Annotated in this window: 21 protein-coding genes and 1 pseudogene; 8 read left to right on the top strand and 14 right to left on the bottom strand. The window is 62.7% G+C overall.

The genetic code is table 11. The features are described from left to right. Nucleotides 1–328: 328 nt before the first annotated feature. Nucleotides 329–1,213 (bottom strand): hypothetical protein, encoded by an 885-nt coding sequence (locus tag AC56QX_RS16705; RefSeq protein WP_497117429.1) that lies wholly within the window; start codon nt 1,211–1,213, stop codon nt 329–331. Between the two features lie 340 nt (nt 1,214–1,553). Here AC56QX_RS16705 and AC56QX_RS16710 point away from each other — a divergent pair, with 340 nt between their 5' ends. Continuing rightward, entirely contained in the window at nt 1,554–1,835 is a 282-nt protein-coding gene (locus tag AC56QX_RS16710; RefSeq protein WP_497117430.1) for a hypothetical protein, read from the top strand. A 172-nt stretch (nt 1,836–2,007) separates the two neighbouring features. Here AC56QX_RS16710 and AC56QX_RS16715 read toward each other — a convergent pair whose 3' ends face one another. Beyond that, complete coding sequence (locus AC56QX_RS16715; RefSeq protein ID WP_497117432.1) at nt 2,008–2,973, bottom strand: Lpg1974 family pore-forming outer membrane protein; 966 nt, start codon at nt 2,971–2,973, stop codon at nt 2,008–2,010. 155 nt (nt 2,974–3,128) lie between these two features. Between AC56QX_RS16715 and AC56QX_RS16720 the strand changes: the two genes are divergently transcribed. Then, entirely contained in the window at nt 3,129–3,980 is an 852-nt protein-coding gene (locus tag AC56QX_RS16720; protein ID WP_497117434.1) for a sulfotransferase domain-containing protein, read from the top strand. A gap of 67 nt (nt 3,981–4,047) precedes the next feature. On the opposite strand, the gene AC56QX_RS16725 is transcribed toward AC56QX_RS16720, so the two are convergent. Then, nucleotides 4,048–5,022, bottom strand: a complete 975-nt coding sequence (locus tag AC56QX_RS16725) for a nucleoside hydrolase (RefSeq protein ID WP_497117435.1) — start codon at nt 5,020–5,022, stop codon at nt 4,048–4,050. Between the two features lie 178 nt (nt 5,023–5,200). Beyond that, nucleotides 5,201–5,848: a CGNR zinc finger domain-containing protein gene (locus AC56QX_RS16730; RefSeq protein ID WP_497117437.1), complete on the bottom strand. Its 648-nt coding sequence runs from the start codon at nt 5,846–5,848 to the stop codon at nt 5,201–5,203. Nucleotides 5,849–5,901: 53 nt separating this feature from the next. Here AC56QX_RS16730 and AC56QX_RS16735 point away from each other — a divergent pair, with 53 nt between their 5' ends. After that, nucleotides 5,902–6,702, top strand: a complete 801-nt coding sequence (locus tag AC56QX_RS16735) for a DUF8605 domain-containing protein (protein ID WP_497117439.1) — start codon at nt 5,902–5,904, stop codon at nt 6,700–6,702. A gap of 103 nt (nt 6,703–6,805) precedes the next feature. Further along, the gene (locus AC56QX_RS16740) at nt 6,806–7,837 is read left to right on the top strand and encodes a methyltransferase (RefSeq protein ID WP_497117441.1); all 1,032 of its coding nucleotides are present in this window, start codon (nt 6,806–6,808) and stop codon (nt 7,835–7,837) included. Nucleotides 7,838–7,868: 31 nt separating this feature from the next. Here AC56QX_RS16740 and AC56QX_RS16745 read toward each other — a convergent pair whose 3' ends face one another. Beyond that, nucleotides 7,869–9,530, bottom strand: coding sequence for an acyl-CoA synthetase (locus AC56QX_RS16745; protein ID WP_497117443.1), 1,662 nt, complete (start codon nt 9,528–9,530; stop codon nt 7,869–7,871). Between the two features lie 172 nt (nt 9,531–9,702). Between AC56QX_RS16745 and AC56QX_RS16750 the strand changes: the two genes are divergently transcribed. Both AC56QX_RS16750 and AC56QX_RS16755 read left to right on the top strand, forming a co-directional pair. Beyond that, complete coding sequence (locus AC56QX_RS16750) at nt 9,703–11,274, top strand: serine hydrolase (protein ID WP_497117444.1); 1,572 nt, start codon at nt 9,703–9,705, stop codon at nt 11,272–11,274. A 298-nt stretch (nt 11,275–11,572) separates the two neighbouring features. After that, on the top strand, nt 11,573–12,355 hold the full coding sequence (locus AC56QX_RS16755) for a bestrophin-like domain (protein WP_497117446.1): 783 nt from the start codon (nt 11,573–11,575) through the stop codon (nt 12,353–12,355). Nucleotides 12,356–12,430: 75 nt separating this feature from the next. Here AC56QX_RS16755 and AC56QX_RS16760 read toward each other — a convergent pair whose 3' ends face one another. The 5 genes and pseudogenes from AC56QX_RS16760 to AC56QX_RS16780 all read right to left on the bottom strand — a co-directional run bounded on the left by AC56QX_RS16760 (nt 12,431) and on the right by AC56QX_RS16780 (nt 17,005). After that, nucleotides 12,431–12,943, bottom strand: coding sequence for an OmpA family protein (locus AC56QX_RS16760; protein WP_497117448.1), 513 nt, complete (start codon nt 12,941–12,943; stop codon nt 12,431–12,433). 10 nt (nt 12,944–12,953) lie between these two features. Continuing rightward, nucleotides 12,954–13,613: a L,D-transpeptidase gene (locus AC56QX_RS16765; RefSeq protein ID WP_497117449.1), complete on the bottom strand. Its 660-nt coding sequence runs from the start codon at nt 13,611–13,613 to the stop codon at nt 12,954–12,956. 173 nt (nt 13,614–13,786) lie between these two features. Then, nucleotides 13,787–14,245 (bottom strand): annotated as a pseudogene (locus AC56QX_RS16770) (helix-turn-helix domain-containing protein); the annotation flags it as partial. Between the two features lie 113 nt (nt 14,246–14,358). Further along, a complete protein-coding gene (locus tag AC56QX_RS16775; protein WP_497117451.1) occupies nt 14,359–16,491 on the bottom strand; it encodes an adenylate/guanylate cyclase domain-containing protein in 2,133 nt (710 codons plus the stop codon). 268 nt (nt 16,492–16,759) lie between these two features. After that, entirely contained in the window at nt 16,760–17,005 is a 246-nt protein-coding gene (locus tag AC56QX_RS16780; RefSeq protein WP_497117453.1) for an ATP-grasp domain-containing protein, read from the bottom strand. A gap of 396 nt (nt 17,006–17,401) precedes the next feature. On the opposite strand from AC56QX_RS16780, the gene AC56QX_RS16785 reads away from it, so the two are divergent. Next, the gene (locus tag AC56QX_RS16785) at nt 17,402–19,579 is read left to right on the top strand and encodes a tetratricopeptide repeat protein (protein ID WP_497117454.1); all 2,178 of its coding nucleotides are present in this window, start codon (nt 17,402–17,404) and stop codon (nt 19,577–19,579) included. 104 nt (nt 19,580–19,683) lie between these two features. Continuing rightward, nucleotides 19,684–21,861 (top strand): adenylate/guanylate cyclase domain-containing protein, encoded by a 2,178-nt coding sequence (locus AC56QX_RS16790; protein ID WP_497117456.1) that lies wholly within the window; start codon nt 19,684–19,686, stop codon nt 21,859–21,861. A gap of 12 nt (nt 21,862–21,873) precedes the next feature. Here the strand turns inward: AC56QX_RS16790 and AC56QX_RS16795 are convergent, their stop codons facing one another. From AC56QX_RS16795 to AC56QX_RS16810, 4 genes are all read right to left on the bottom strand, one after another. Next, nucleotides 21,874–22,377, bottom strand: coding sequence for a YHS domain-containing (seleno)protein (locus AC56QX_RS16795; protein ID WP_497117457.1), 504 nt, complete (start codon nt 22,375–22,377; stop codon nt 21,874–21,876). A gap of 12 nt (nt 22,378–22,389) precedes the next feature. Further along, a complete protein-coding gene (locus AC56QX_RS16800) occupies nt 22,390–22,980 on the bottom strand; it encodes an ankyrin repeat domain-containing protein (RefSeq protein ID WP_497117460.1) in 591 nt (196 codons plus the stop codon). A 207-nt stretch (nt 22,981–23,187) separates the two neighbouring features. Then, nucleotides 23,188–24,123, bottom strand: coding sequence for a hypothetical protein (locus AC56QX_RS16805; RefSeq protein WP_497117462.1), 936 nt, complete (start codon nt 24,121–24,123; stop codon nt 23,188–23,190). A gap of 190 nt (nt 24,124–24,313) precedes the next feature. Then, nucleotides 24,314–25,207, bottom strand: coding sequence for a LysR family transcriptional regulator (locus AC56QX_RS16810; RefSeq protein WP_497117464.1), 894 nt, complete (start codon nt 25,205–25,207; stop codon nt 24,314–24,316). Nucleotides 25,208–25,279: the final 72 nt, after the last annotated feature.

A 25,279-nucleotide genomic window follows, 5' to 3' on the forward strand; every position in this document is an offset into this window, starting at 1 on the left:
TCCTTTCAACCATTTTTAGCGGTGCTGGCAACTGCGTTTAAGCAAGCCAGCGCGCCGACGATATGGCGGTGGGATGGGAGGGCGACAAGAGGGTGCCGGCGGTGAAACCGCCGATCTCCCCCCTCGTGGGGGAGATGCCCGGCAGGGCAGAGGGGGGCGCAAAGGATCTCGGCTTCGCCAATTTGGCTAAGCGGTGCGCGTCCTTTTAAGACGACAGCAATCCAACGCTAGGAGATGTCGGCGGGCCAGCGCCCCCCTCTGGCCTGCCGGCCATCTCCCCCACAGGTGGGGAGATTGGCAGCGTCGCCGCCGCACCCGCCTTTCGCGCCTACTTCCTCGCCATCTTGTCTGCCAGCGCCTGCGCCTGGGCGAGGAGCGCCGGAAAGGCAGCATCCGCCGGCAGGCTCTTGCCCAGGCAGGCGCGGAAGTCGTTGTCGCCTTTCGTCCAGGCGGCGTTGGCGGCGTCGGATGTGTTTTCGTCGCTGTCGTCGGTGGCTTGCTTGACGAGTTTCTGGGCGGCGGCGTCGGCAGCAGTCCAGACGGCGTCGCAGGCCGCGATCTTGGGGACGGGCGGTGTCGCGGGCGCTTCGGCGATCAGCACGCTGTTGCCCTTGACGACCGTAACGACGACCTCCTGGTCGTAGTTCGGCCCGACATCCTGCGCCCAGCCACCGAGCCGCGCGATCGCCATGTCGGCGCCGTCGGGTGTCTTCAGCGCAAAGTCGAGCGTGCCGGTGAAGGCGGCGTCGCTGCCGATGGCCTGGGTGTAGAACGCATCGAGCTTCAGCGCCGCGTCGAAACTGGTGGGCAGTTTGAGATCGGCGTCCGTCTCGGCGGCGCGCGACTGCAGCCAGCGCTCGACCAGCCCGCGTGTCGAAGCCACGATGCTCGGGCCATCCTCGGTGCCATGGCGCAGCCCGTCCAGCATGCCGAAGCCGACGTCGGAGGAACTGAGGCTTTCGATATTGATTGTGCCGGCCGCCGGAAAATCCTTGACCGTGAAGGGACCGAGCAGGGTGGTGAGACGCTTTTCGAGATCGGCGCGCGCCTTTTCATTGGCCGCATCGAGCGTTTCCACCGGGGTGTTGGCGCTGTCCATCGCCGCGATCTCGGCAATCGCCTTGTCGCGCGCGGCGATATAGTCGTCCTCGGGTGTGGCCGCGAAAGCCGCACTGCTCGCAAGAGCAAACATGACCGTCCAGACCAACCGCATGACAGAACCTTTCTTCGTGGCGATCAACAGGCAAGGCAGCCATCGGGCAGCTTTGCGGCGATTGCGCGGCAGGAACCGCCGAGGCGAAACATCTTGATCGGGCAGGGATGGCAAGCGCTGCCATTAACCATCAGTTAACTATCCGTTCGCCTTTGAATCAAATTTGGCGGATATTGTTCTTGGCCAAACGAGGCTGCTCGAGGGACCCGGAGAAGACAGTAATTTTTAGACTGGCGCGCGGCTTTCGGGAGCACGCGGCAGGTTAACTTTAAAAAAGAAGCGACGGACCACCGTCGCCTTGCGGGGAGGCGTCAGCATCATTTTGATGTGGAGCGCCAGAATGAAGATCGAAGATGCGGTTACTGCTGCAACAGCCGAGGCCAGCACTCTGTTGTCGTGCCTGGGCCAGCCAGTCGTCGCCTACCACGTCACTGCAATCATGCGAGAGGCCGACCTGGAGCACGCCAGGCAGATGCAACTCGCCCTGATGCGGCGAAGCGTCGAGGCGCTCGTCGATGACGGGCTGGAGGATGTGGCCGCGGAGCGTTTTGCGGCGCAGTTTGATGGACGGGTTGGTTTGGCCTGGAGGTTGCTGCACGCAGCGGATGGTGTTGCGCACTGATCTCGGCCAAACCGTCCCCTAACAACGAGACATTGATCTCAGCCGGCGCCCAGCATGGCGCGCCGACAGCCCTCTGGCAGTGGGCATATGTGGCTTTGTCAACCCGGCCTCTCGGCACAAAAAAAGCCCGCCGGAGGCCGGCGGGCCATTGGCCTCACAATGCGTGAGACGGTCAGAAGTTGGTCGTCAGTCTCAGGAACGCTCCGTGATAGACACGGGTCGTATCGGCCCCTCCGCCCGGTTTCGTGAAATCGATTCCAGGCAGGGCGTCGAAATACGCGTCCGCTCGGTACCCCACCGCCACCTTGGTGGTTTCCGTGAAATTGTACGTCAACGCCAATGACGCATCGAGGTTGAACACGCCCTTTTTGTCGGACTGGGTGATCGTCTCACCGTCTTCGAGCGCAAATGTCCGGTCGCGCTTGAGAGCGAACAGGTATGCGGCGCCCGCGCCATAGTCGACGCCCCACTGGCCCGATATGGGCATGCTGCCTTCGACCGCGATGCGTGGGCCGAGGCCTTGGAAGCGGCTTTTCAGAGATGCGTTGTCGGTAGACGTCAGCGATCCCAGGCCGGAATCGGTGTAAGCAACACCTGGACCGCTTATCTTCTCGCTCAGGTCGGCGTAGCGCAGCCCAAGCTTGACCTGAGCCTGTCCGGATCCGATGCCGAGGTCGCGGCCCACCGCGAAATCGGCAACGAAATGCGATGAGCGCACATGGACGGTTCCGGCACGCGCGTCCGTGGTGTCAAATGAGGTGTTGGGTCCGCTTGTGCCGTCTCCCGGCGGTCGCGCAAAGGTGACGACTTCAGTCGCGTCGTGGTTCTTGTTGCGCTTGTTCCAGCCGTAGCGGAAGGCTGCGCTGACATGCCAGGCTTCATTGATGCGGTAGTCGAGACCCGCTGCCACTTCACCGCCGGCTCCCGCGAAGGGAGAGAAGAAGTCAGGGAGAGGCGTGTTCGGGTACAACCGGTCACCACCCGCCCAGTTCACCCCACCTTCGATGAAGACCGTCAGCGGCAACGAAGCCGCAACCGGAAGCGAGGTATCGGCGAGATCGGCGGCGCGCGCCGCCGGCGCCAAGGCCGCCAACGCAATGGACGAAACGCCCAGAAGCAGTACTCTTCTCAGATGCATCATAATTCCCCAGCCCAATTCATTCCGCAACGTCACATGCACCCGGGCCGGTTAAGGTTTCAACTCACGCGGATGTTATTAAATTAGAATTCTCGTATCTGTTGCAAAAATGCCAGAGACGCTATCAGCGACGGCAAGGCGGTAAGGAGGCCAGTTTGTCCCATCAATCCGGAATAGTTTGGCTGGCGTCATACCCGAAGTCCGGCAACACCTGGACGCGGCATTTCCTTCACAGTCTCCTGAGGGTCTTGCATGGCGAGGCTGGCGCGCAGTCTATCAACAAGATGGGGCGCTTCTCCAGCGGCGAGGCCGGGAGATGGCGCTATTCCGTCCTGGCCGGGCGGGAAATAACCAAGGACGACGTAGAGCTGATCCCGACGCTGCGTCCCAAAGTGCAGGTCAAGCTCGCTGACGAGGCGGGTGGCGTCGCCTTTATCAAGACGCACAATGCCTTGCTGATGGACGAGGGACAGCCAGTCATCAGTCCCGCCGCGACCGCCGGCGCCGTTTACATCGTCAGGAACCCGCTCGATGTGGTCATCTCATTGTCGCACCATCGCGGCAGGCCCATCGATGAGACAATCGATTTCATGGCCTGTGAAGGCATGCGCACGACGATCAGCGAAAAGCAGGTGTATGAAATCTGGGGCTCCTGGAGCGAGCATGTGCACAGCTGGACCCGGTCGGAGCATCCGGCAATCTACGTCATGCGATATGAAGACATGCTTGCCGACCAAGCCAAGACCTTCGCCGGACTTGCCAATCATCTCAAGATGAACCCATCGGCCGCTGAACTCGACAGCGCGCTCGACATGTCGTCATTCGAGAGACTGCAGGCTGAGGAAAAGGAAGGCGGTTTTCGCGAGCGACCTGAAGCGGCCACGGCGAACTTCTTCCGTGCGGGCAAAACCGATCAATGGCGCGAGGTTCTAACGCCGAGCCAGGTAGACCAGATCGTAACCAAGCACCATGCTCAAATGGAACGGTTCGGTTATTTGCCGGGCTGACTGCTTCTGGGATTGAGAAAGTCCAAGGGGAACCGGCGGCGACCGGCTCGTTCGGACAACGCCTCAATCACACCTTCTGCCTCACCAACCGCTCCAGCGCATCGACGATCAGATCACAAAATTTCGGATGGTTGAGCTTCATCGCCACGGTGTGGCGGAAGTCGGTCTGCTCGCTCGCCGTGCCGCCGAAATGGTGCATGCCGCCCATTTTCTCGAAATTGCAGACGGTCATGCCCTTGGTCCAGCGGCCAGCAAGCTCGACACGGATGTCGGCCTTCTCGGTGGTGAAGACGCTTCCGTCGATCATCGCCGCGACGCAGCAGGCGTCATGGATGGCCGGATATTCGATCTGCAGCAGGCCACCATGCGTGGTCGCTATGAACTCCCAGATATCGAGGATGAACTTGGCCATCGGGCCGCCGATGGCGCGCACCCTGTCCTGCAGGTCCGGGGTGGCCAGCGCCTGGTGGGTGAGGTCGAGCCCCACCATGGTGACGTCCCAATTGGCGCGGAACACCACGTCGGCGGCCTCCGGGTCGGCATAGACGTTGAACTCCGCCGCCGGCGTGATGTTGCCGCGCGTGTAGCTGCCGCCCATCGCGACGACCCGCTTCACTCGCCCGACGATGCGCGGGTCCTTGCGCACGGCGAGCGCGATGTTGGTGTAGGGCCCGACCGGCACCAGCGTCACCGTCTTCGGCTCATGCGCCATGACGGTGTCGATGATGAAGTCGACGGCATGGCGCTTGTCGAGCTCGAACGATGCGGGCGGCAGCACGGGGCCGTCGAGCCCGGTATCGCCGTGGATTTCGACGGCCAGCACCTGGTCGATGATGAGCGGACCGGGAGAGCCCTTGGCCACCGGCACCTTGATGCCATAGGCCGTGCACACGGAGAGCGCATTGCGCGTGGTGTTCTCGACATTGTGGTTGCCCGAAACCGTGGTGATGCCGAGAAGGTCGATCTTCGGATTGCCCGCCGCCAGCAGGATGGCGATGGCGTCATCATGCCCAGGGTCGCAGTCGAGAATGATCTTTTCCATGGTGGGCACCTCCCTTGCCGGCCGAGACTGTGGGGCTTCCCGGTACAAAAAGCCCGCCAAAAGCCGGCGGGCGCTGGTATCACATTGCATGAGACGGTCAGAAGCTGATAGCCAGGCTCAGGAACGGTCCGTGACAGGCACGCAACGTCTGTGGAAGAGCGTGCGCCTTGGGCGGATGCTACGCAATGGATTTCCGGTGTGCCAGGCGATAGCGCGCTGCCTTGGCACGATTGCCGCAACCATCCATCGAGCACCAGCGCCGCGGTTTCGAGCGACTGTCATTTATGAAGAAGCCGCCGCAATGATCGGCCTCACATTGCCGGATGTCATTTCCCGGAGGAAACAGCACCAACATGGCAGCAGCGGCCGCGGACCGGCGCAGGGGCAGGTAAATGGCCTCAATTGCGGAAGCGGATGTGAGTTTCAAAATATCACCAAAGCCGGCTGTGCCTCCCGCCCGGGCTATCGCTTCCTGGATGCTGCGCGTGGCAAGTTCCTTGGGCACCATTCCATGGTTCAGATTTTGTGCCGAAACAGTGAGCCACGATTTGAGGGCCTGGCGCAGTTTCAGCACCTCGAGATGCACCTTGCCGGCTGCGCTTCCATGATGTCCCGCCATGCGCTTCAGCGCACGCCCCTCGTCGTCAGACAGCAACTGGGCAGGAGCGCAAAAGGCCAACATGTCTTGATAGGTCGGAATGAAATCGACCTCGCTCCCGTCACGCCAGTGCAAAGTGTTTGCAAGGTCCAGCGCCGGTGCGCCGCCCAACATGCGCATGGGGCCGAGCGGCGAGAGGTAGGTACGGACAAATTCAGTTGATTCCATCCATCCAATATGTAACCGTTTATACGGTTACTCAAGAGAGCTGCGAGGCATCCATGAAGGCCACCTTGTTGACGCTCGTCGCGTGGTTCGCATTCTCTAACCTGGCGCAGGCGGATGACGATGTGCTCTATCGCTCAAGCCTGATTGTCACCGGAGATCGTGAGGAAACACGCATCCCCGCCGTTCCACAGGGCTTCGAACTGGCGGCGCAAAAGCTGACGGGAAACCCTGATATTGCGCAAAATCCGGTCTTCGCTTCGTTGGCGACCCGGGCCACCGCCATGGTTTGGTCGTATACGTATCATGATCGCATGTTCGGCATTCCCATCCATGACGAGCAAGGGACACACGACCGCCCCTTTGACCTCACTTTCCAGTTTGACCGAAAGCGGATGGACGATGCGATGGCGGCGCTGGGTGAGATGGCGTGGCTAGGCCCGCGCCCGAAGCTGGCAATCGTCCTCGAAGTCACCGATATGGCGCGGAGCTATATGCTCGCGGCGGATGGCGCCCACGGCTCCGACATGCGCGCGAGCTTTGAGGATGCCTCGGCGCGCTTCTCGATGCCTGTGATATTCGCGAAAGAAGCCGATCTGGCGGCGGCAGCGGTCACGCTCGGGAGCATTGATGCAATTCCGGCTGACAGGTTGATGACGCTGAAATCCAGATTGGGCGCCGATGCGGTCTTGGTCGGTCGTCTTGATTGGGAAACCAACGAGCCGGGTTGGCATGCCATTTGGCGGCTGCCCCTTAGTGCGAAAGATGCGCGCTGGGAGATCGCTGGCGTAAACTTCGATGCCGCCTTCCGAACTGCCGTCGGAGGAGCCGCCAAGCGGCTGCGACCAATTCACTAGGCGGGGGCACGCCGACCACGGCCGCCTCGTCGCGTCATCGTGTCGGCTCGCTCGAAAACCCTGACTATGTCTTCGCTTGCAGGAGAACGGTGGTTGAAATCTTATGGGAGCTGCTTCGAGTTCGGTCCTGGACCGCGGAAGGGGAGGTGACGTGGTGGATTCTGACCGGATCGACAGGCTGATCGCGGCGGTGCCCTCCGCCCTGGCGCTTCGAGCCGGGCTGGACCTTGGCGTCTTCACCCGGCTCGGTGGCGATGCCGCGACCGCCGACAGCCTTGGGGCCGCGCTCGACGTCGAGCCCGGTCGTCTGTCGCGGCTCCTCTACGCGCTCGCCAGCATCGGTCTCCTCGAAGTCAAGGATGGTCAATTTCGCAACGGAGCCGAAGCGTCGGCCTTCCTCGATGCGTCGAAGCCCGCCTATCGCGGCGGCGATCATGCGCTGCTGCGCGAGCTCTGGGGAGCCGACCTCTTGACCGCGGAGTCGCTGCGACAGAACCGGCCCGCCGCGCTGCACGACTTTTCCGAAGCGGGCCCTGAGTCCGCGGCGGCCTTCAGCCGCATGCTGGCGCCGGGCGGGGTGATTTTCGGCCGAAACCTGGCCCGCGAGTTGGACCTCTCGGCTATTCGTTCGGTGATCGATATCGGCGGCGGCGCCGGGACCATTCTCGTCGGACTTCGCGAGCGGTGGCCACGGATTGCGGCGACGCTGATGGAACTGCCAACGGTCGCGGCGGTCGCGCCTTCTATCCTGGCCGAATACGGCGCCAATGACGTGGTCGTCGAAGAGGGGGACATAACCGTCGCGCCATCGATCGGTCGGCACGATCTGGCGATCCTGAAGGCCGTCGTCCAGGTCCTGCCGCCGGACCAGGCGCGCAGTTCGATCCTGAACGCGGCGCGTTGCCTCACACCCGGAGGCGAGATCGCAATTGCGGGGTGGGGTGTCGTCGACGACGATCGCCTCGGCCCACCTGAGGGTGTCTTTCTCAACCTCACCTTCCTGAATCTCTATCGCCACGGCGAATCCTACACTGAGGGTCAGTATCGAACGTGGATGACCGAGGCTGGATTGCTCGACATTTCCAGGTCGCGTCTGACGGACGGCTGCACCTTGTTTCGTGCGCGCCTCGGCTGAAGATCGCGGTCTGATTGCGGGTGCGGCCCTCTCACCCCTTGCGCTTCTCCACCTCCGCCTTCCTCAGCAGGAACCGCTGGATCTTGCCGCTTGGCGTCTTCGGCAATTCACTAACGAAATCGATCTCACGCGGATAGGCGTGCGCCGAGAGCCGCTTGCGGACATGCTGCGCCAGTTCCTCGGCCAGTTCCGGGCTGCCCTGGTAAGCGGGCGCCAGGATGACGAAGGCCTTGACGATTTCGGTGCGCTGCGGGTCGGGCACGCCGACCACGGCCGCCTCGTTGACGGCTGGATGTTCGATCAGTGCGCTTTCGACGTCGAAGGGGCCGATGCGGTAACCGGACGAGGTGATGACATCGTCGGCGCGGCCGATGAAGGAGACCGAGCCGTCCGGCTCGTATTCGACGGTGTCGCCGGTGCGGTAATAGCCGCCCACAATCGCCGGCGTCTGCTCCTGGTGATAGCCGTCGAACCAGCGCAGCGGCGAGTTGGCGATGTCGACGGCGAGGATGCCGGGCTGGTTGGGGCCGAGTTCATGGCCGGCGTCGTCGAGCACCACCATGCGGTAGCCCGGCATGCTGAAGCCTGCGGACCCCGCGCGCACGGTGTGCGCCAGGCCATGGTGGTTGTTGACCATCATGCCGTTCTCGGTCTGGCCGTAATGGTCGTGGATGGGCGCGGCGAGGTGGGCGTCGAACCAGCGGATCACTTCCGGGTTGAGCGGCTCGCCGGCGCTGCTGACGACACGCAGGCGGCCCTTGATGCGCGCGGCGGCCTCGGGTCCTTCGGCGAGCAGCAGGCGGAAGGCGGTGGGCGATCCGGCCAGGCTGGTGACGCCGAGCCGCTCGATGACGTCATAGGTGCTCTTGGCGGTGAAGGCGCCCTCGTTGAAGGTGGTGGCGATGCCGAGCAGCAGGGGACCTGTGATGGCGTAGTAGAGGCCATAGGCCCAACCGGGATCGGCGATGTTCCAGAAGATGTCGTCGGAGCGGAGCCCGATGGCGTCGCGCATATAGGCGCCGAAGGCGAGCAGGGCGCTGAGCGGCACCGGCACGCCTTTGGGCAAGCCCGTCGTGCCCGAGGTCGACATCATCATGAACAGGTCATCGCCCTTGCGCATGACGGGTTCGCAATCGGGGGAGGCGGCGGCGAGGGCGGTGCGGAAATCGATATCGCCTGCGGGCAAGGCGTCGCCGGCACCAAGAATGGTGGCGATCGGCGGGCAGGTCTCGATTTCATCTAGCTTGCCGCGATTGGCTGGATTGGTCACCACAAGCTTGGCGCCGCTGTAGCCGAGCCGATGCTCGATCGCTTTCGGGCCGAAGGCGGTGAACAGCGGCTGGTAGACGGCGCCGATGCGCCAGGTGCCGAGGATGAGCGCCACCAGTTCGGGGATGCGCGGCAGCATGCCGGCGACGACATCGCCAGGACCGACGCCCAATTGCTTGAGCAGGTTGGCGACGCGGCCCGACATATCAGCGAGATCGTCGAAGCTGAATTCGCGCAACTCGCCGCCGGCGGAGATCGCGCGCAGCGCCAGCCGGTTCTGGCCGGTGTGGCGGCCACAGCATTCGACATAGGCATTGATGCCGGTCGCCGGGTCGCCGTGAAGCCGGGCAACTTCATCCTCGATGCGAAAGGCCGCAACGGCATCGTCGTAGCGCGGCAGGCTGGCTGCTGGCGTCCTGGTCATGGCGATCCTCCCTCGGCGGCGCATCTTCTCCCCATGGATGCGCCGCCGGGAGATTGCCCGAAAACGCAGCGCGGGTCGATTGCGGCGAAAGTCCAGAGGGTGAGCCAGCATTGGCCTCGCCGGCGCCAGGCTGTACTATTGTCGGGTGAATGCACGGACGGGAGGCGCGAGCATGCGGCTTGATCGGAAACTCTGTCATCTGAGGATTTGGCATTTGAGGATTTGGGCCGTCATCGCCGTGATGGTGCTTTGGCCCCATGCCGCATCGGCCGACCCCGTCACGCCCGAGCGCATCGCTGCCGCCCTGCCGAAGCTGGAAGCGCTGGCGCAAGCCGCCGTCGCCGACGGTGGCGTGCCAGGTCTCGCCATAGCGGTCGTGCATGATGACCAAGTGGTCTTCCTGAAAGGGTTCGGGCATCGCGAGGCCGGCAAGCCGGAGACCGTCGATCCGGACACGGTGTTCCAGATCGCCTCCCTCTCCAAACCGGTCTCCGCCACCGTGGTGGCGGCGCTGGTCAGCGACGGAATCGTGTCCTGGGACTCTAAGATCACCGACCTCGATCCGGCCTTCCGGCTGGCCGATCCCTACCCAACCAGTCAGCTCACCGTGCGCGACCTGTTTTCGCACCGCAGCGGGCTTCCGGGCACCGCCGGAGACGACCTCGAGGACATTGGCTACGATCGCGCCGAGATCTTGCACCGCCTGCGGTTCGTGCCGCCATCGTCGAGCTTTCGCGCCGGCTATTCCTACAGCAATTTCGGACTGACCGAGGGCGCCATCGCGGCCGCGAAGCCGACAGGCAAGCCTTGGGAGGAGGTCGCCGAGGAGAAGCTCTATCGTCCGCTTGGCATGGCTTCGACCAGTTCGCGTCTCGCCGATTTCGTCGAGCACGCCGACCGCGCAGCCCTGCATATAAAGGTCGATGGCGCCTGGGCCGCCAAGATAAAGCGCGATCCGGATGCGCAGGCGCCCGCGGGCGGCGTCAGTTCCACCGGACGCGATCTCTCGCAATGGGTGCGCCTCATCATCGGCAATGGCGTCTACGCCGGCAAGACGCTGATTGCCGCCGATGCGTTGGATCAGACGCATGTGCCGCTGATGACGCGGGGCAAGAACCCTGTCTCGGGCGGCGCATCGTTCTACGGCCTCGGCTGGAATGTCGAGTTCGGCCGCCATGGCCTGAGCTGGGGCCATGCCGGTGCCTTCAGCGTCGGCGCGCGTACGCTGGTGACGGTCTTCCCGGAGGAGAAGCTTGGCATCGTCATCCTCGCCAACGCCTTCCCGACAGGTGTGCCGGAGGGGCTGTCCGACAGTTTTGCCGATCTCGTTTTCGAGGGTTCGGTCGAGAAGGACTGGATCAAGGCGTGGGACGGCATCTACAACGGAATGTTCGGTCCGGTGGTCGAGGCGGCCAAGGCCACCTATGCCACGCCGCCGTCTCCGGCAAGGCCGGCCGCACCGGCCGGTGCCTATGCCGGCCGCTACACCAACGACTTCATCGGCGATGCCGTCGTGGTGAGCGCGGGAGACAGCCTTGTGCTCAAGGTCGGTCCGGCCGGCGCCCGGTCCTACTCACTGACGCATTTCGACGGCGATCTGTTCCTGACCTTCCCCGATGCCGAGACGCCGGACAGGCCGACCGGCGTGAGCTTCGTCGTCGGCCCCGACGGCAAGGCGTCGGCAATGACCATAGGCTTCCTCGACGACAATCATCTCGGCACGCTGCGGCGGGTGGGTGACTAGGGGCTGAGCAGGGTGGAGTTGCCGTTCGGCTCAGCTGTTAGAACGAGCACATTGCGCCAGAAGTAGCTCTTCGGACGTGCGTTTCTCAACGACCGGGACGGGGCCGAGAGCAGACCGTCAGCTTCTGGCGTCCAGAAACGTGATAGCAAACACTCAGCGATCTAAGATGACGTCTCCAACTGGCCCCCATTTGTTGACACGATGGAACACAGTGGCATTGCCACGAGTGGAACGACGGCCTTACAAACGCCTGACGACGAATTCTCAGGATAGGGCAGGCGCTACTATGAGTGGCTGGTTGCATATTCTTCCACTCGCTTGGATGGCTCTCGTCGTGTTCGGGGCCACCTATATGGTCGCGTTCATTTTGCACCAAGGTATAGCCGCTCTTTCCGTGGGCTCCACGGCGCGGTCATTCAAGGCGGTTTCGCCTGGCATGTTGCCGCCGCTCGGTATTATCTTTGGCCTATTTGTGGCGTTCACCGCGGCTCAGGTCTGGAGCGACAACGATCGCGCCAATGCGGCAGTCAATCGCGAGGCCAGTGCATTGCGGTCGATCGTGGTTCTGGCGAGCAGCTTTCCCGGGGAGCCCGAGGCGCGCCTACGGACGCTGGTGCGCAGCTATATCGAGGAAACCACGAGCCAGGAGTGGCCGCTGATGGCCGAGGGCGCCGCGACCCTCACCATAATCCCGCCGGCGCTTAACGAGGCGCTGCGGACGACGCTGGCCTTGGAGCCAAGCAATCCCGGCCAGGAGATCGCGCAGCGCGAGATTACGAGGTGGCTTGAAGACGCCTTCGAGGCGCGTCGCCAACGGGTTCTCGTCAGCTCGGCACAAATCAACGCCACGAAGTGGGCCTGCCTGATCCTGCAAGCCTTCTGTGCTCTTCTCGCCATCGCGGTCGTGCACAGTGATAACCGACTGGCATCGGCGATCGCTCTTGGAAGTTTTGCGACCGGCGTGGCGGCATCCGTTCTCTTGATTCTCGCCCACGACCGGCCCTTCACGGGCGAGATCGCAGTATCGCCGCAACCGTTGCTGCAAGTTATGCCGGAAGCCAACGCAGGCGGCGACGGATGATACAAGCAGGTGCGAAGCGGCCATGCCGCCGTCGCGCGTGAGACTTTGATTTGGTGACAAGCAAAACAGCAGCCCCTACGACTCGTCCCTCTCATCGCGCAAATTAGACACGACGCGGCGGTTCTGTGACCTGCAGGCGGAGTCGGGGCAGTCGCGGACGAGCCTGTCCTTGCCGTAGCCCTTGGCCCACATGCGGTTGCGGTCTATGCCGCCGGCGGCGAGGTAGTCCATCACCGCATCGGCGCGCTGCTGCGACAGCGCCGTTTCACTTGCGCCGGGATCGTCGGCGAAACCCTGCAGCTTGAGCAGCCAGCGCGGATGCTTTGCTAACCAGGCGATCTGGGTGTCGAGGGTGGCCTTGGCGACAGAATCGAGCGCGGCCGAACCCTTCGTGAAATAGGTGCGGCGGCCGACATTGAGGATAAAATCCTCTTCGCTGCCCGGCTGCACGTTCTGGAAGCCGGCAATCTCGGCGTTGGTGACGTCGGGCGTGGGAGGGGCCAGCGTGTTGCTGGTCGAGCAGGATGCGGCCAACACCAGCAGGCTGGCGGCGAACAGCCGGCGCGTATTTTCAATCATGCGGTTCATGATGCGCCAATCATTCGACAGTGGTGGAAGCGGGCGCCTGGTCGGCGATGTGCGGCAGGACCTCCACCGCGGTTCCGATCGGGCACCGCTGGTAGAGGTCGATGATGTCTTCCGGGAACATGCGGATGCAGCCGCTGGAAGCGTCGGTGCCGATGCTCCATGGCTCCAGCGTGCCATGCAGGCGGTAGCCGATGTCGGCGCCGTCGCGGTACAGATACAGCGCGCGCGGCCCGAGCGGATTGTTGGACGCGCCGCCTGCGATCATGGGCGGTAGCTCCGGCCTGCGCTTGCGCATTTCGGGGGGCGGGACCCATTGCGGCCACAGCGCGCGGCGGTCGATCGTCGCGCGGCCGTACCATTTGAAGCCCTCCTTGCCTACGCCGACGCCGTAGCGGATAGCGGTCTTGTTTTCCATGATGAGGTAGAGGAAGTGGTGACGGGTATCGACCACGACCGTACCGACCGACTCGCTGCTGAAATACTTGACGATCTGGCGATGCCATCTCTTGTCGATCTTGGCGAAGTTGGTCTTGCGATAGACAAAATCGTTGTCGCTGGCGGTACCGGCGAAAAAGGATTTTGCCGGCGCGGCTTGACCAATATTGCCGGTTGCACCGACCGCGACCAAGGCCAGGCCGCCGAGCACGACATCCCTGCGTGATAAAACCATCGGCAATCCCCCATGCCTTTAGCCCGACGGACCATAGTTGAGAATTATTTCGCCTCAAAGTGGAAAATGCTGCGTGGCTTCCGGCGCGCCATTTGTAAACAAAAACCGGGCACTCCTGCCGGAGCCGCCCCGCCGCCCATCGCCAGACCTTCCAGATACCAGCTTGGTCGTGGTCAATCGACGACTTCTGCTTCCAGATCGTCCCCTTGCCTCTGGCCACCCTCAGAGCGGCGAACTGCTCGATAACGGCCAGGCGATAGGCCGTGATGTCGATGGAAGAGCTTCGAAAACGCGGCCGCGGTCTCGTAGCCGACACGGGTCGCAATCCGTGCAATCCCCTCGTCGCTTGTTTCGAGCAGAAACGCGGCCTCCGACATCCGGCGTGCGATCAGATAGCGGTACATGGACTCGCCAACAAGCTTGGTGAAGCGAGCCGAAAACGCCGAACGACCAAGTCCCACGCTTTGCCCGAGGTCGCCAAGCGTCCAGGGCCGCTCCGGCCGTTCGTGGATCAACTGAAGTGCCGGTCCTATGTGCGGGTCCGCCATCGCCCCCAGCCACCCGCCTTCTCCGGGGCCGAGCGACTTGATCCAGCTTCGCAAAACCTCGACGAAGAGCACTTCGGTCAGACGCAACGCGAGATTCCAGGAAGCCCGTGAGGATCAGGGCGCCTAGTCGTGCCCGCGGCGAAAACCATTGACGGCGGACAGGTGGAGGCAAGCCGGCATCGGAGCTGCCCCCGCGACTAAAATCGCAATACCCAGGCTTCGACTTTTCCCTTGCCTTTGACTTCGATAGCGCCGCGCGTCTCGAAGACGAATTGGTCCTTGAGCTGTTCGTAGACGGGGCGCGTCACCTGAACGGAGTCGGGAACTCCGCCAGACTCCATGCGGCTCGCCAGGTTCACCGTGTCACCCCATAAATCATAGATGTACTTACTCTTCCCAATGACGCCGGCGACCACTGGCCCGCTGTTGACGCCAACCCTGAGCTTTAGCGAGACGTTATGTTCCATCGCGTGCTCGCGGGTAATGTGGACCATGCGGATGGCCATGCGGACCATGCGCTCGGCGTGGTTGGCCACCGGCACGGGTAGGCCGCACACCGCCATATAGGAGTCGCCCACCGTCTTGATCTTCTCGATGCCGAGATCATTGGCGGCAATGTCGAAGCGCGTGAAGAGTCCGTTGAGAAACATCACGACATCGTGCGGCGGCATTTCCGATGCCAGTGCCGTGAACCCGACCAGGTCTGCGAAGGCGACCGTGACCTCGGCGAAGCCGTCGGCGATCCTCTCCTCGCCAGCGCGCAACCGATTGGCAATCGGTGCCGGCAGGACGTTGAGCAGCAGCTGCTCGTTCTCGCGGTTCTTGTTCTCGATCACAACATTCTTCTGGTGCAGATCCTCAACCATGCCATTGAAGGCTGAGCAGAGCTCGCCAATCTCGTCGCGCGTGCGGACCGGCACGCTGGTCGCATAGTCGCCAGCCGAGAAGCGTTTCACCCCGGCAGTCAGATCGCGGAGCGGTCCGAGCAGCGAACGCGAAAGCCAGGCGGCGGTGGCGGCGACCACGAGCATCGCCAGTCCTCCGACGAGCAACAGATTCCGGCGGAGTTCGGCGATCGGTGCGAAGGCCTCGGCGCTGTCGATCTTGGCGACAAGAGCCCACTTGACACCGGAAATCGCAAGCGGTCCCCATGAAGCGAGCGTCGGGACGCCACGGTATCCGATGATCTCGCCCGTGCCCTCGACACCGGCGAGCGCGGCACGGGAGGCCCTGGTGTCGATGCGCTGATGCAGCACTGGTGTCCCGTAACGCTGAATGACGGCGATCTCCTCGTCCGAAGCGCCGACGGATTTGAGGTCGGCGAAGAAGTCATCCCGGTTCTCGTAGAACGCCCGCGGGCCAGAGCGCGCCAGATAATCGGGGCCGACGAGATAGGCCCCACCCGTGTCGCCGAACCCTTCCTGCCGCCAACCGCGGTTACCGGTGACAACGTTGTCGATCTCATCATTCGACAGTTTCGCGACCAGCACGCCGATGACGACGCCCTGGGCAATCACCGGTGCTGCCATGAAGGCGATCGGTGCGCCGCCTGATGGCGCATAAGAGGCGAAATCTTCCAGGCAGATTGCTGACGGGTCTGCGATCTGCGAGCATCGGGCGACGGCCGCCGCGACGTTGATGCCGCGGTAGGGACCCAACTGAAGAGAAGTGGTGAAATCCACCTCCTTCTCGACCGTATAGATCAGGCGACCTGATTTGGGATCGGCAATCATGAGATCGAAAAAGCCGACCGTGGTGGCCGCAGCGCGCATCAATGGATGATATATGGCATGCAGCCTGGAGTATTCGCTTCCGTCGCCGGCGTCGTCGAGAAGCTTGCGCCGTTCTGCGGGGTTGGGATTTTCCACAATGTAGTGATCCTGCAGATAGTAGGGGGCACCATCGACCGGCAGGTAGTCCGACAGGGCTGGTTCCCTGCCAAGGGTGCGCGTCATTCCGGGGATGAAGTTCTCAGCGTACCAATCGCCGACCTTTTGCTGCAGTTCAGGCGGAGCGCCTGCCTGGTCGAGTATGTCGACCGAGGTCCGGAACTCGCGTGTCGCATCGACCACCATCTTGGAAGTGGCAAGCAGGCGCAGTTCCGCCCGGATCGTGCGGAAGTAGGTTTCAACCTGGCGCGTCTTGGTCTGACGGGCGGCCGTGAGTTGGTCGAAGACGGCTTTTTCGAGGGCGTCGCGGGCGCGGAAGTAACCGAGCGTCCCGGTCACCAGGACCGCGATCGCGCCTAGAAGGACGAGGGTTGTAAACAGCTTTGCGGCCAAGCCCCAGCCCGAGGGGCGGGATGAGCCGGTCACATCTTGCGAAGACATGAGATCTTACTTTGCATTTGTATCAGGTCTTCGGAAAGAGGAGCGTCGGCGTCGCGTCGGACGGCAATCCAGGATCGTCTTTCATCTGTTTCCCCCCTCTCCCTCGCATATGCATAGCAAATTTACTGCGAGACGTGTGCGGGAATGCGTTGTCGATTTGCCCGTGGGACCACACGGCAGAAGCGTCGCCGTCGAGGCGCAAAGCAGTTATGCACGCCTTCATTTGTGGATGTCTGCTTCGGATCTGATCGCGTCATGCCTCCATTCCTCACGGCGTCGCCAGCCGCGAATTGGTCATCACCTTTCCATAGGCTTGCCGCAGCGTCCGCCTCTCTTCCAGCGCGGGGATGACGCTCGCGGCAAAGTCTGTCACGTACATGTCGGCGAGCCAGGTCAGCTCGCCTGGTGTGAAGACGTTGATTTCCAGAAGCCTGTCGCCGACGATGTCGAGACCGACTAGGAACATGCCGTCGACGATCAATTTGGGGCGCACCATTTCGGCAATGCCCAGCATCGTGGCCGTTACCTTGACCTAGCCGGCCGTTCCCGCGGCATGGATGTTGGAGCGAACGTCGCCCCTCTTGGCGCGTCCGAAAGGCTGTTGCGCGCCAACTGCCGACGCTCAGCGCCAGACAGGAGCGTCCGGTTTTGGGCCGAGAGCAGTAGGTCCGCTTATGGGGAGGGAAGAACGATAGCGGACCTTCAACCTCAAAGGTCCGATCTCGTAGGCCCAGGGCATCCATTCGGCAGCATCCGCTTTTGGCTCGTAAACTGATCCATGTGGGCAATGGCCGCAAAAACGACGTGGTTGCATTATCGCTGCCCAGTGTGCTGAGCACGCTCGCATTCGGTATGCCAGTCGAATACGCTCGTCGGCGAAGCTTGGGTGGACGAGGCAGGACACCATCACATGGAGCGACGGCTCACCGCAATCCTTGCTGCCGACGTGGTCGGATACAGCACGCTCATGGGCGAGGACGAGGTCGGTACGCTCGAACGGTTGAAAAGTTGCCGTCGCGAATTGGTCGATCCTGCGATCAAGGAATTCCACGGCCGCATGGTCAAACTCATGGGCGACGGGGCGCTGGTCGAGTTCGCCAGCGTCGTCGATGCCGTCCAGTGTGCTGCCATGATCCAACGCCGGATGGCCGATCGCAATAAAGGCACCGCTGATGCCCGCCACATCCGGTTTCGCATCGGCGTCAATCTCGGCGACGTCATCGTCGAGGAAAATGACATTTACGGCGATGGCGTTAACATCGCCGCGCGCCTCGAGGCTATGGCCGAGCCAGGCGGAGTCTGCATCTCCGGAACCGCATTCGATCACGCGGTGCACAAGGTTGATGTCGGCTTTGCCAGTCTTGGCGAGCAGCGCCTCAAGAACATCGCCGATCCCGTTCGTGCGTATCGGCTGCTGCTGGATCCCTCGGCATCGGGCAAGGTCACGGCCGCTCCCCACCGGCCGGTCTCGCGCGTCATGATCCTGGCAAGTGTCGCGGCTCTGGCATTTGCCGTGCTTGCCGGTATGTTTGCGTGGCAGAAGTTCTCGATGCCATCGCGGCCATCGGTTGCCGTGCTGCCGTTTGCAAACCTCGGCGGCGATCCAGGCCAGGACTATTTCGCTGACGGCATCACCGAGGATCTGATCACCGACCTCACCAAGCTTTCCGGTCTGGACGTCATCGCGCGCAACTCGGTATTTGCCTACAAGAACAAGCCTACAGCACTGGCGGACGTCGCGCGCGACCTTGGCGTGCGCTTCGTTGTCGAGGGCAGCGTCCGCCGCACCGGCGAGCAGATCCGCCTTAATGCCCAGCTCATCGACACGGCAACGGGCGACAATCTGTGGGCCAACCGGTTCGACCGTGGCATGGCTGGCGTATTTGCCGTCCAGGACGAGATGAGCGGGGAGATCGCCAAGGCGCTTGGCATGCAACCTTCGGCAGCGGAAAGCGAGCGTATGGCGCGCCCGCCGACCGAAAACCTCGAAGCCTACGACTTCTATCTTCGGGCCGAGCAGACGGCGCGGACCGGCCGGCGCGACGGGCTGCGGGAGGCGCTCACGCTCTACGACAAGGCGGAGGAGCTTGACCCCGCCTTTGCCGAAGCCTTCGCGGCGGATGCAGGCATGACAGTGTATATCTGGCGCGAATCGTTCAACGACATCATGCAGAGCGCGCCCGCGCGCAAGCGCGCCTATGAGAAGGCAAGCCGTGCGCTGCAACTCGACCCGGACCTTTCGTCGCCTTATGCGATTCTCGGCGTCATGCAGGTCGTGGACCGTCGCTACGAGGAAGCCATCGCTTCGGCCGAGCGAGCCGTCGCGCTCGGCCCCGGAGATGCCGAGACACAGATCGCGCGGGGATATGTCCAGCTGTTTGCCGGCAATCATGCCGAGGCAGCCGTTGCCGTCGAGACGGCGCTCAGGCTCGATCCCAACCTTTCCCCCATCAACCGGCAAATTGCCGGTCTGGTCTTTCTCATTCAAGGCAACACCGACAAGGCGATCGAGGCGCTCGAACGCGCCCGCGACGAGGCGCCGTCAGTTGGAGATTTCAGGATTGACCTCGCTGCGGCCTACGCCCGCGCCGGCCGTTTGCCCGATGCAAGAGCGGCGGTCGCCGAGGGACTACGTTCCACGTCGACAGCTGGGTCCGATTCATTGTCTGCATATCGGCTCAACGGTGCCCAATACCGTAACCCGCGCGATTTGGCTCTCATCATCGACGCGTTGCAGCAGGCCGGCTTGCCCGAATGGCCGTTCGGCTTCACCGGCGACGAGCACGACCGCTTGAAGGGCGAGGAGATCGCCTCGCTGGTGCTGGGCCATACGCTGCAGGGCCAGCTTGAACCTGGTCTCCAACCAGCCTTCCTCCAGATCGGGAGCGACGGCAAGGCTGCCTTCCGCTCCACGACGCGGCTGGTCACCGAGACTGTCCGTGTGGATGGCGACCTTTTGTGCGAGCTGAGCGAGAATATGTTCGGGCGCCCGGACTGCGGACCCGTCTATAAACGTCGTGACGATGGAGGCGGCGGCTATTCCTTCGTCAACTCAAGCAAGGTGTTCCACTTCGCGGTGATTCAGTAGATGCACGCGTCTCAGTGAAAGCGGCTGCTTACGCTCGCGTCCGACGCGGGACTGGAATAGGCTGCAGCGAAGCCGCGTGATCGACCGGGAGGGCGCAGGCAGGTATGGAGCGACGGCTTACCGCAATCCTTGCTGCCGACGTGGTCGGATACAGCACGCTCATGGGCGAGGACGAGGTCGGTACGCTCGAGCGGTTGAAAAGTTGCCGTCGCGAACTGGTCGACCCAGCGATCAAGGAATTCCACGGTCGCATGGTCAAACTCATGGGCGACGGCGCGCTGGTCGAGTTCGCGAGTGTCGTCGATGCCGTCCAGTGTGCTGCCATGATCCAGCGTCGGATGGCCGATCGCAACAAAGGCACCGGTGATGCCCGGCAGATCCGGTTTCGCATCGGCGTCAATCTCGGCGACGTCATCGTCGAGGAAAATGACATCTACGGCGATGGCGTCAACATCGCCGCGCGCCTTGAGGCTATGGCCGAGCCAGGCGGAGTATGTATCTCGGGCACGGCGTTCGATCACGCGGTGCACAAGGTTGATGTCGGCTTTGCCAGTCTTGGCGAGCAGCGCCTCAAGAACATCGCTGATCCCGTTCGCGCCTATCGGCTGCTGCTGGATCCCGCAGCCTCGGGCAAGGTCGTGGCTGCGCCCCACCGGTCGGTCTCGCGCGTCATGATCCTGGCGAGTGTCGCGGCTCTGGCATTTGCCGTGCTTGCCGGCGTTTTCGCATGGCACAAATTCTCGATGCCATCGCGGCCATCGGTTGCCGTGCTGCCGTTTGCGAACCTCGGCGGCGATCCAGGCCAGGACTATTTCGCTGACGGCATCACCGAGGATCTGATCACCGACCTCACCAAGCTTTCCGGTCTGGACGTCATCGCGCGCAACTCGGTGTTCGCCTACAAGGGCAAGCCTGCGGTGCTAACCGATGTCGCGCGCGACTTGGGCGTCCGCTATGTCGTTCAGGGCAGCGTCCGCCGCACCGGCGAGCAAATCCGCGTCAATGCTCAGCTCATCGACACAGCAAGCGGCGATAATCTGTGGGCCAATCGGTTCGACCGTGGCATGGCCGGCGTGTTTGCCGTCCAGGACGAGATGAGCGGGGAGATCGCCAAAGCGCTCGGTATCCAGGCTTCGGCAGCGGAGAGCGAGCGCATGGCACGCCCGCCGACGAATAATCTCGAGGCCTACGATTACTATCTACAAGCCGAGACGGCGTCACGCAGCGGCCTGCTGGCCGGTCTGCGGGAGGCGCTTGCGCTCTATGAAAAGGCGGAGGGGCTCGACTCCGCCTTCGCAGAAGCCTTTGCGGCCGACGCGCGCACGACCGTCTATGTCTGGCGCGAGTCCTTCAACGACATCATCCAGAGCGCGCCCGCACGAAAGCGCGCCTATGAGAAGGCGAGCCGAGCTTTGGAACTCGAACCGGACCTTTCGTCGCCCTATGCGATCCTCGGTATCATGCAAGTCGTGAATCGCCGCTACGAAGATGCGATTGCCTCTGCCAAGAAGGCTGTTTCAATCGGTCCGGGCGATGCAGACGCGCAAGCTGCCCTTGGATATGTTCAATTATACGCCGGCAATCACGCCGAAGCGGCCAATGCGGTCGAGACGGCGCTCAGGCTCGACCCCGACCTTTCCGCCATCAACCGGGAAGCTGCTGGGCTGGCTTTTCTTCTGCAGGGGAATGTCGAGAAAGCGATCGAGACTCTCGAACGCACACGCGACGACGCGCCCACCGTTGCCAACTTTCGGTTTACGCTCGCTGCGGCGTATGTCCGCGGCGGCCGTCTACCGGATGCGAAAGCCGCAATTGCCGATGGGCTCCGCCTCGGAGCAGGGTCCAGCTACGTGGACTCCTTGGCTGGGTGGCAGATGACTCAACATTTCCGAAACCCGCAGGATCTGGCGACCATCGTCAATGCGCTGCGCCAGGCAGGACTACCCGAATGGCCCTACGGCTTTACCCCGGACGAACACGACCATTTGAAGGGTGCGGAGATCGCGTCCCTCGTCATTGGCCATACACTGCAAGGCCAGATCGAACCCGCACTACAACCAGCCTTCCTTCAGATCGGGAGCGACGGCAAGGCGGCCTTCCGCACGACGACGCGGCTGGTCACAGAGACCGTCTACGTCGATGGCGATCTCTTGTGCGAGCAGAGCGAGAACCTGTTCGGGCGCCCCGACTGCGGTCCCGTCTACAGACGCAACGACGCAGCCGGCAAAGGCTACTCCTTTGTCAATACAAGTAAGGTGTTTCACTTCACGGTCGTCCAGTAGGCGACCTTGGTCTCAGTGATACTTGTCGAGCTCCAAATTGGCCGCGACCTTCGGCCAGTTGGCATCGGCTTTCGGTATGTTTTCAGCCGCATGCGCGGCGAAATCGTCCGCATTGCCGACGTCGTAGATCAGGTAGAGCTTGCCGTCGATAATCTTGAATGCTTCCGGATCGACATTGATCGTGACCCCGCCGCCCACGACTTCGCCAGCACAGTAGCCGCCATATTGAGGAGCGTACTTGACCGGTTCGCTCATGAACATTTCCTTGTGTTTCTTGCTGGCGAAATGCCAGGGTGTCCCCAGCCATTCATAAGTGAATTCTTCGGAGCCCTTCACCGCCTTGCCGTCAGTGAAGTAAGCGACCGTGTCGTAGCCCATGATCGCCACACCGCCGAAATAGCCGGTGTTTACCGAATCGTCGGCCCAGGCCGATCCCGCCCCGGCGACCGCAGCTACCGCGACCAAGGCAGCCGCTCCCAAATTCCGAACCAGTCGTGACTTGATCATCGTGCTCATCTGCATCCTCCGTTAATCGTGGATCTCCGCGCACTTCGCCGCGTTCGCCTCGCCAAGGATTTTGACTTGGCAGGTAGCACCATGGCGTTTGAACAGTCGTAAGATATCCGTGTTGCCCTTCCAGAATGCGCGCGTTGTCGGCATGTAGCCATGACCCTCGGGATGGTTCACATCGGCGCCTTTCGCGATAAGGAATTCGGCCAGTTCAACGTGGTTTTCCTCGCCGGCCACCAACAACGGCGTAGCGCCCGCCTTGTTGGCGGCATCGTCGAGCACCGCGCCTTTTTCCAGCAGCAGCTTGGCGATCGGCAGGCTTCCCGAGAAGGCCGCAGCATGAAGCGGGGTAAAGCCGCCCGAGTTACGCGCCATGACGTCGGCACCCTTGCTCAGCAGGAATTCGGCGATTTCCGGCTGGTTGTCGAGCGCTGCAGCGATGAGGAGGGTTGCCTGGTCGCGTGCCCGGCTGTCGACGTTGGCACCGCCTGCCAGGGCTTGCTCGACGGCACCCTTGTCGCCGGCGGCGATGGAGTCGAACAATTGCTCACCTGCGGCTGCCGTTGTAGCCGCCAGTACCAGCATCCCAAGTGCCAGCAGTCCGCGCATTATGCAAGGGTATCATATTAGCTTGGAGTCATACAAGCTGCGTTGGGCTCATCGGGGCAGATGCCGGCAGACGGGCGCGGGCGGATAGGCGGGAAAAGGGATTAGGACGACTGGCTTCATTCGCAGGGGCGCAATGGGTCGAGCCCGGTTGTTGAGAGTGATTGGATTTGACACCAGAGTGGCGGGCCTTGCCCTCTCGTTCTCAGCTCATGCCGGCGGGCCGTACTGGAGCAGTTTGAAGCAATCGCCGCTGCCCGACTTTGCCTGCGTCAGTAGCGGTTTCGAGCGCTCGATCCACTCCTGGTGCGATCTCGCATCGGCCTCGATGGCATCGATCGGCCGAAGGCCGACGAAACCACGCCCGTTGCCTAGGAGCCAGCACGCACGGCCGAGGAATCGCCTGCTGCGCTGGCGCAGCAGGTCGGCATCGTAAAAGATGTCGAGCACCTCATGTTTGACCTTGCGTTGCTTTTCAGGATCGGCGAGCGCGACCTCGACCGGATCGCCACCGATCGCGTCCTGCAGGTCCTTGTAATCGAGGGCGAGCTGGGTGGTGGCGTATTTGATCTCGCTCTCGTCGCGCACGATGTTGAACCACAGCGTCGGATCGAGTTCGTTGACGACGAAGGAGGATTCGAAATCGCGCGACAGGTTCAGGATGTCGAAGTCCCTGATATCGACGTCGCGCTCGACCAGAAGGACCTCGGCGACCTGCTTGCCGAGCTCGGTTCCCTGCGCGCTGACCGCGGCGTTCGTTCCCCCAAGCTCCGGACTGACATAGGGTCCGCCTTCATCCAGCAGCGCGTCGAATTCTCCAAGCGAGCCGACGACGGGAGCGCCGCGGGCAATGCGCGCCGCCAGTTTGGCGAGAACCTGCTGCAGTTCCGTCTCGCGTCTGCGCTGGTCCTGATAGTTCTGCTGGAAGAAGAAGATGAACAGGGACACGCCGATGCCGATCAGGATCACGCCCAGCTGTGAAAAGATGTTGCGGTAATATTCGAGCAGCTTTTCGCGATGGCGCACGTCGTCGCGCACGCTGTGAGCGACGCGGAGATTGACGATTAGCGACAGGATCAGCAGCCCGGCACCGACCAGGATGAGGCCGCCGATGAGGAGGTAGCCATGGCCTGTGCTGAAATCCATCCTTTTGCCCCAAGACCCCAGATTTTGCAGAGTAATGCCATTTTGCCTCAACACCTACGGTTTCGTCAGCGATGGGGTCGATAGCGGCGAGCTACCATGATGGGCAACGGAACCGATGGCTGCATGCCTACTCTCTCTTTTGACGCAATTCCGGACGGAAAACCGCTGCACACTTTTCCTGGAATTGCTTTTAAAGGTTCGCCTCGGCGAAGATGCGCGCCGCCCAGTCGAGGAAGACGCGCAGGCGTGGAGAGAGCTGGCGGTTCTGCGGGTAGAGTGCCGACAGCGGCGTCGGCGAGGGCGGGTAGTCGGCCAGCACCTCGACCAGCGTGCCGTCGGCCAGGTCCTTCTCGAAGCGATAGCGCGGCGCCTGGATGAGGCCGAGGCCGAGCCGCGCCAGATCGGCGGCGGTGTCGGAATTGTTGGCGGCGACGCGGCCCGGCATCCGGACTTCGCGCGTCTTGCCGTTGACGGTGAATTCGAAGGGCAGCACCTCGCCGCTGCGCGACGAGACGAAGCCGACCGCCTGATGGCCGTCGAGTGCGTCGGGGGAGGCGGGTATGCCGTGGCGAGAGAGATAGGCGGGACTGGCGCAAGTCATCTCGCGGATCATGGCCAGCCGCCGCATGATCATGCCGCTGTCGGGCGGCTCGCCGACACGGATGACGCAGTCGACGCCCTCGCGCACGAGGTCGACCAGCCGGTCGCTCTGGCCGATCTGCAGGTCGATCCTGACATAGCGGGCCAAAAACTCCGGCAGGCGCGGCAGCAGGAAGGTGCGGGTGAGCAGCGTGCTGGCGTCGATGCGCAGCAGGCCGAAGGGCTCGGCGTTGCGGAAGGCGGCTTCGGCATCCTCGATCTCGGCCAGGATCGACAGGCAGCGCTGGTAATAGGCCTCGCCGTCCTGCGTGGCGTTCACCTGCCGCGTCGTCCGTTCCAGCAGACGGGCGCCGAGATGCTCTTCGAGCCGCCGGATCGCTTCCGTCGCGGTTGAGCGCGGCAGGCCGAGATCGGCGGCGGCAGCAGTGAAGCTGCGCCGTTCCAGAACGCGGACGAAGAGCCGCATCGTGTCCAGACGATCCATCGCTTTTGTTCGCAGTTTCCGAATAGTGATGTCAAGGATCGACTGATTATCCGGAGGATGGCGACGTCTATA

This window comes from Mesorhizobium sp. RCAM 06353, from assembly GCF_059683585.1.